Source organism: Chamaesiphon sp. VAR_69_metabat_338, assembly GCF_031423935.1.
Classification (GTDB): domain Bacteria; phylum Cyanobacteriota; class Cyanobacteriia; order Cyanobacteriales; family Chamaesiphonaceae; genus Chamaesiphon.
Window position 1 is genome coordinate 1 of record NZ_JANPGM010000214.1, and the last position, 5,824, is coordinate 5,824.

Annotated in this window: 6 protein-coding genes; 3 read left to right on the plus strand and 3 right to left on the minus strand. The window is 46.5% G+C overall.

What is annotated here, in order from left to right:
- Positions 1-589, plus strand: a 589-nt coding sequence (locus RMO84_RS06320) for a DUF3885 domain-containing protein (protein ID WP_310487625.1), incomplete at its 5' end; no start/stop codon positions are given.
- A gap of 48 nt (positions 590-637) precedes the next feature.
- Here the strand turns inward: RMO84_RS06320 and RMO84_RS06325 are convergent.
- Positions 638-1,504: a class I SAM-dependent methyltransferase gene (locus RMO84_RS06325; protein ID WP_310487626.1), complete on the minus strand. Its 867-nt coding sequence runs from the start codon at positions 1,502-1,504 to the stop codon at positions 638-640.
- A gap of 188 nt (positions 1,505-1,692) precedes the next feature.
- Between RMO84_RS06325 and RMO84_RS06330 the strand changes: the two genes are divergently transcribed.
- Entirely contained in the window at positions 1,693-1,839 is a 147-nt protein-coding gene (locus RMO84_RS06330) for a purine permease (RefSeq protein WP_310487627.1), read from the plus strand.
- A gap of 54 nt (positions 1,840-1,893) precedes the next feature.
- Here RMO84_RS06330 and RMO84_RS06335 read toward each other — a convergent pair whose 3' ends face one another.
- A complete protein-coding gene (locus tag RMO84_RS06335) occupies positions 1,894-3,483 on the minus strand; it encodes a glycoside hydrolase family 57 protein (RefSeq protein ID WP_310487628.1) in 1,590 nt (529 codons plus the stop codon).
- 357 nt (positions 3,484-3,840) lie between these two features.
- Between RMO84_RS06335 and RMO84_RS06340 the strand changes: the two genes are divergently transcribed.
- On the plus strand, positions 3,841-5,025 hold the full coding sequence (locus tag RMO84_RS06340) for a histidine kinase (protein WP_310487629.1): 1,185 nt from the start codon (positions 3,841-3,843) through the stop codon (positions 5,023-5,025).
- A 323-nt stretch (positions 5,026-5,348) separates the two neighbouring features.
- Here the strand turns inward: RMO84_RS06340 and larB are convergent.
- Positions 5,349-5,824 (minus strand): nickel pincer cofactor biosynthesis protein LarB (gene larB, locus RMO84_RS06345; RefSeq protein WP_310487630.1); only part of this gene is annotated, 476 nt, incomplete at its 5' end.

Sequence of the window (5,824 nt, forward strand, 5' to 3'; positions counted from 1 at the left end):
TGGCGACAACGCTTTGGCACATGGAATTTTCTATCTGCATTCCCCCAGCTTACGCATCGAACTTGCAGGGGACAAACCTTATCTGAAAATGTTTTTGCGCGCCTACGATCGATCGAAAGCAATTATCGATTTTGGATTGAGCGATCTCCAGACAATTACTGTCTGTTTGAGTTTTTATGGTGTTAAATCTTTAGTTGGTAACTTATCTGTTTTTCGCAATCTTCGCAGGTGTGGAATTAGGATTCCCAAGACAGCAGAAATTTGGCAAGTTCGAGCGGAGCGGGTATTTGATGAAGATTGGGATCTAATGAGAAATTTTATCTGCTTTGAGATCGAATTTACCGAGGTCGAGCTGTTACTGTGGGGGACACTCGCCAATGAATTGGGAATTAGACCACGCAGTAGCTGCAAGTTATATCTATTTGATTTCGATCGCCAGATTCTCTTTCATCCGTATGACGATCGGGGTATGGATATCATTGGTAGCAATCGAGATTTACTCCACCAAATATATCTAAAATTCAATGATTGGCTGTTAGATTACGATCGGCAAGTAATGGACGAATATTTTCAGCATCGATCGTCATAATGGCGATCGATATCGATTATTTGTAGATCGAAATATTACTGCAATATTTTAGAGTTCGGGTGAGCGGCGATTCTCCAGGGGAGAGGCTACGCCAACGAGAACATGAAAAACAGATTGATAAGATAGTGGCATCTGGGGGCCACAATTTTGTGCTAGTACTGCTCTCAAGCTTTCTAATAACTCGTGTCTACTTGTGGGATCTAGGGCAATACAGGGTGAATAAGTAGTTAAGAGTTGCAGATAATCATCGATCGCATAATTAACTTCGATCGATTCCACTCCCATGCGGAAGTTACTAAATAAACCCGATTCGATCGCGGCATCGGCAAAGATATTTAGTTCCCACACTTCGCGATCGCGATCTTTATATTCGCCAAAAGCTGGTAAATATTGTCTAAAAATCTCAGCTAAACTCTCAAATATCGCCAGTGGTGGCATCATCGTCGTATTCCATAATAAGACTAGCATGCCAGTACTTTTGAGTAAAGATGCTGCTTTCTGGTACTTATTTTCCGGTAATACCCAATGCCAAGAAGTTGCTGCCACAATTGCATCGAATTCTCGATCGATTGGCTCCCATTCTTCAAAACTGGTATTAATAATTTTGACATTGGGATATGCAGCGACATTTTGACGAGCGACTTCACAAGCTGCTAAACTTGGTTCTAAGGCGATAACCGAAAACCCCATTTCAGCCAGCGATAACGTCGCCGTACCTGGCCCACATCCGACTTCTAAAATCTTGCCGCTGCTGGGTATTTTAGCAACTTCCACAACGCGATCTAAGAATGCGGGGGCATATTTCGGGCGGACTCGATTGTATGTTTGGGCGACATCACCATACCAGCTTTTGCGCTGTGCTGGATCTGGGGTGAATGTTTGATACCAGTTGAGAATTTCATTAGTATCTGGCACTTGCTTTCATGCTCCTGTAACGAAGACTCTATCGACATTAAGTGCGATCGGCTAGTTATCATTTATCGAAATAAATATGTATTTTGACAGATGCATTTTAACTAAATAGTCGCTCGATCGAGTGATGCGATTTGGAGTCGATCGAGCGAAACTGGAACTATAACTCAAGTAAGATATATTACTAATTTATGGCTACCGATCGCAGTCATGCTTCAGAGCTAAATCCTCCCGATAATATTACGCCCTCGATCGGCACAACTATTAACGGAATTCTCATTTTACTACCATTAACCTTAGTGATTGTCGGTCTATTTTTTGGCGTGATTAATCCATAGTCCATTACCCTGAATAGCCCCAACTTTGTTTATAAGTTGGGGCTATTGAGACATTTACAAGGGTCGATACGTCCGGTAATTAATACTGGGGAAAATATTGTCCATCGTTTCGACCTTCTCTAGCCAGCCGCTATCGACTTTGCGTTCTTGGAGGTCGTCATAGAGTTTGTGGAAGCGGACTAAATGCGATCGCGTGCGGCGAATCGCGTATGGTACCATCGTTCCCGTCCGCATGATGAATGCCCAGTCGGAAGATTGTGCGAGCAATAATTCGCGAGCGGCTTGATTGAGTGCGCGCCATTGTAGCTCGTCCTCTGGCTCCATCCGCGCCAATTCGATCATCCGTTCGGCACCTTTGTGGAGGTGAGGATAAACCCAGGCATTAGTTTCGTTCAGCCAGTATTCGTGGAAGCCTTTGTAGCCCCAGCTAGACTGAGAAGGACGACAGACTTGTTGAGTCGGCTCGGCGCGGAGGTAGTCCGCCAAATGCGTCATCTGGTAAGTGTGCTGATCGTACCAAGATTTGCGGAAGAAATAATCGATGAACCATGGCCCTTCATACCACCAGTGCCCGAATAATTCGGCATCGTAGGGCGAGACAACTAGGGGCGGACGATTCATTACACCCGCGAGGTTGGCCACCTGTTGCTGGCGATTATACATGAAGTTCTGCGCGTGATCGGCAGCCTTTTCTTTTGCCCAGTAAGGATCGTAGAGGGCTTTCTCGCCGCCAGTTTTGGAGGTGATTTTGTGGTATTTGATCCCGATATTCTTGCGCTGACCGTTGGGCATGATATACGGCTTGATGTAGTCGTAATCGGCATCCCAGCCCAAATCTTTGTAAAATTCCCGATACTCGGGCGCGCCGGGATAGCCCACCATCGACGACCAAACTTGTTGAGAGGATTCTTGATCGCGTCCGAAGACGGCGACGCCAGTTTCGGTAAATATCGGTGCGTAGTTACCAAAGCGGGGACGGGGACGCGCGTACATGATGCCATGTCCGTCGGTGAGGAAGTAGCGCAAACCAGCATCCGCCAGCATCCGCTCTAGTCCTTCGTAGTAAGCGCATTCTGGCAGCCAAATGCCTTTGGGCGCGCGCCCGAAATTTTCTTCGTAATGTTCGCAAGCTACCCGCAACTGTGCCCACACGGCTTCTGGGTACATTTTCATCAGCGGCAGATAGCCGTGAGTTGCGCCGCAGGTGATGATTTCCAGGTTGTTGGTATCTAAAAAGCCTTTGAAGGCACCAATTAAATCGCGATTGTGACGTTCCCACGTTTTGCGAGTGGCAGCAAATTCCTTGACGTAGTACTCGGCGAGGTATTTGATATGACCGTTGTGCTCGTTGCTATCAGCCTCTTTTTGGGCTAGTTCTTCCAACTTAGCCAAATGTTCGTCATAGCGGTCTTGCAGCAAGGGATCGCGCAACATCGACACCAGTGGCGGCGTCATGCTCATGGTGATTTTGAAGTCGATGCCGTCCCGTTTTAATCCCTCAAAAACGTGGAGTAGGGGAATATATGTTTCGGTGATTGCTTCATATAGCCATTCTTCTTCGAGGACAAAATCGCTCTCAGGATGTCGAACGAAAGGGAGATGAGCGTGTAGGACTAACGCAACATAACCGAGCGGAGTACTCATAGGGATAGCGTGTGGGAACAGCGAATGTCTGACTAGATCGGACACTATCGTTCATCTTATCTTAAGCTTTGCGTCCTCTTCGATCTTTTATCGATCGGTTGTTATTTCTTCTTGCTTTCTTGCTAAGATATGCCTTTGACGCACTGATGTCTGGCTGGGGCGCGCTCATCTGGAGGGCGATCGATCGATCCTAGCGATCGAATCGTTACATTTTTTTAAAAAATATTAATTTTTTGTTAACAAAACGCAAAATTCAGTTCATACTAACGATCGACCTCATCTTTCAAGCCAAGATGACAGCTTGTGAGTATTTAGCTTTCGATTCTCTTACAGGAGAGGCTACGCCAACGAGAATGAATGTCAACCGATCGCTATTCCCCCAGTAATTCGTCAGGAGTGTTACAGCTATTGCTGTTCCTGGACGAGCGCACGACTAGTTACATCTACAACCAAGAAATTCGGGACAAGTTAGCTCTCCTTAATACCGAGCATTCTTTTGAATTGCAGGTTGTCGATGTTGGCAAGCAACCCGATTTAGCCGAGCACTATCGGGTAATTGCCACGCCAGCACTACTCAAGCTATTTCCCGTACCGCGCCAGATTTTAGCAGGTAGTAACTTAATCGATCAAATCGATAACTGGTGGGATCGGTGGCAAGAAGAATTATTAGCCAGTAGCAGCGAAACAATAGCTAACGATGAATCGGGAAATTTAGATCGTCAATCCAACGAGCGATTGTTATTAAGTGACTCGATCGGTTATGTGAGTAAACTGATTAAGTTAACCGATGAAGTTTTTACGCTCAAACAGGAAAATGCCGCCTTGCTCGATCGATTGAAATTGCAAGATCGGGCGATGTCCGTACTGGCTCACGATCTGCGCAATCCGCTGACCGCTGCCGCTCTAGCTTTAGGGACTCTGGAAATCATCCACAATCCCCATGATTATCGTGCCAATTCTTTGGAGCCAGCAACAATTGCTAAATTAATCGATCGCGCGCGCACCCAACTCCAAGCGATCGATCGATTAGTCCATGATATTCTCCAGCCACTAGCGACACCTAACGATCTCAGTCTCCTACCCCAAAAACTCGATTTAAGCGAACTAATCTTGGGCGTAATTTCGCAACTCAAGCCGCAATTTCAAGCTAAAACTCAAATTATTACCACCGATATTCCCCAGGACTTACCATTTGTCTATGGCGATGTGGATAAACTGCGACAGGCGATTGCCAACCTGTTAGATAATGCCAGTAAATATACCCAAGCTGATGGTCGAATTCATGTCAGTGCGCTCCATCGTACTGCTCAAACCATTCAAGTGAGTATTTCTGATAATGGTTTGGGAATCCCCAAAGAGAAGCAAAAACACATTTTTCAAGAGCGCGTCAGACTAGAGCGCGATCTATCTCAATCGGGTTATGGAATTGGGTTAGCTCTGTGTCAACGCATCGTGCGATCGCATTACGGCCAAATTTGGGTAGAATCTTCGCCTGGGAAGGGGAGTGTGTTTAATTTTACGCTGTTGGTTTATCAGGGTTAGGGTTTAGGCTTTAGGTTTTAGGCTTTAGGAAAGAGGGTAGATGGCGATAGTGAAAGAGGTTTGAGGTACAAATAGACCTACTGTGAAGGTAAAAATATAATCTTTTTCGGTATTATTTTTGCCTCCAGTTCCCCCTAAAACCCTACCGTGTATACATATCTCCGGAGAAAAGCGGAATCGATCTGAATCCCCCTAAGTCCCTTAAAAAGGTGGCTAAGAGCGGACTCTTAGTCCCCCTTGTTTAAGGGGGATTTAGGGGGATTCAGATCTAGAAACGAAGTCCAGCCGACTTGTGTATATACGGTAGCCATAAACCCTAAACCCTAAAGCCTTAATCTGGTGGCGGTGCGGAGGATTTGACCGGCGAGAATGGCGGCACCGAAGCCGTTGTCGATATTGACGACGCCGACGCCAGCGGCACAGGAGTTGAGCATCGTCAGTAAGGGGGCAATACCGCCGAAACTCGCGCCGTAGCCAATACTAGTGGGGACGGCAATTACTGGACAATTGGCCAAACCAGCGACTACACTGGGGAGCGCGCCTTCCATGCCCGCGACGACGATTAATACATCGGCATTATCGATCGCGTGACGGTTATTGAGCAATCGCTGAATGCCAGCCACGCCAACATCCCATAATTTTTCGACTTTGAAGCCGCATAAGATCGCCGTCTGCGCTGCTTCCTCAGCTACGGGTAAATCGGCTGTACAGGCGGTGAGAATGGTAATTGTGCCTGCATGTATCGATCGAGATTCGGGAGGCGTTAGCGCGCAAATTTGGGCGGTTTGGTAATAGATCA

What these genes read in the sequence shown, in the direction of transcription:
- RMO84_RS06330 (WP_310487627.1), top strand. Translation starts at nt 1,693, where the DNA reads ATGGCTACCGATCGCAGTCATGCTTCAGAGCTAAATCCTCCCGATAAT.
- RMO84_RS06340 (WP_310487629.1), top strand. Translation starts at nt 3,841, where the DNA reads ATGTCAACCGATCGCTATTCCCCCAGTAATTCGTCAGGAGTGTTACAG.
- RMO84_RS06335 (WP_310487628.1), bottom strand. Translation starts at nt 3,483, where the DNA reads ATGAGTACTCCGCTCGGTTATGTTGCGTTAGTCCTACACGCTCATCTC.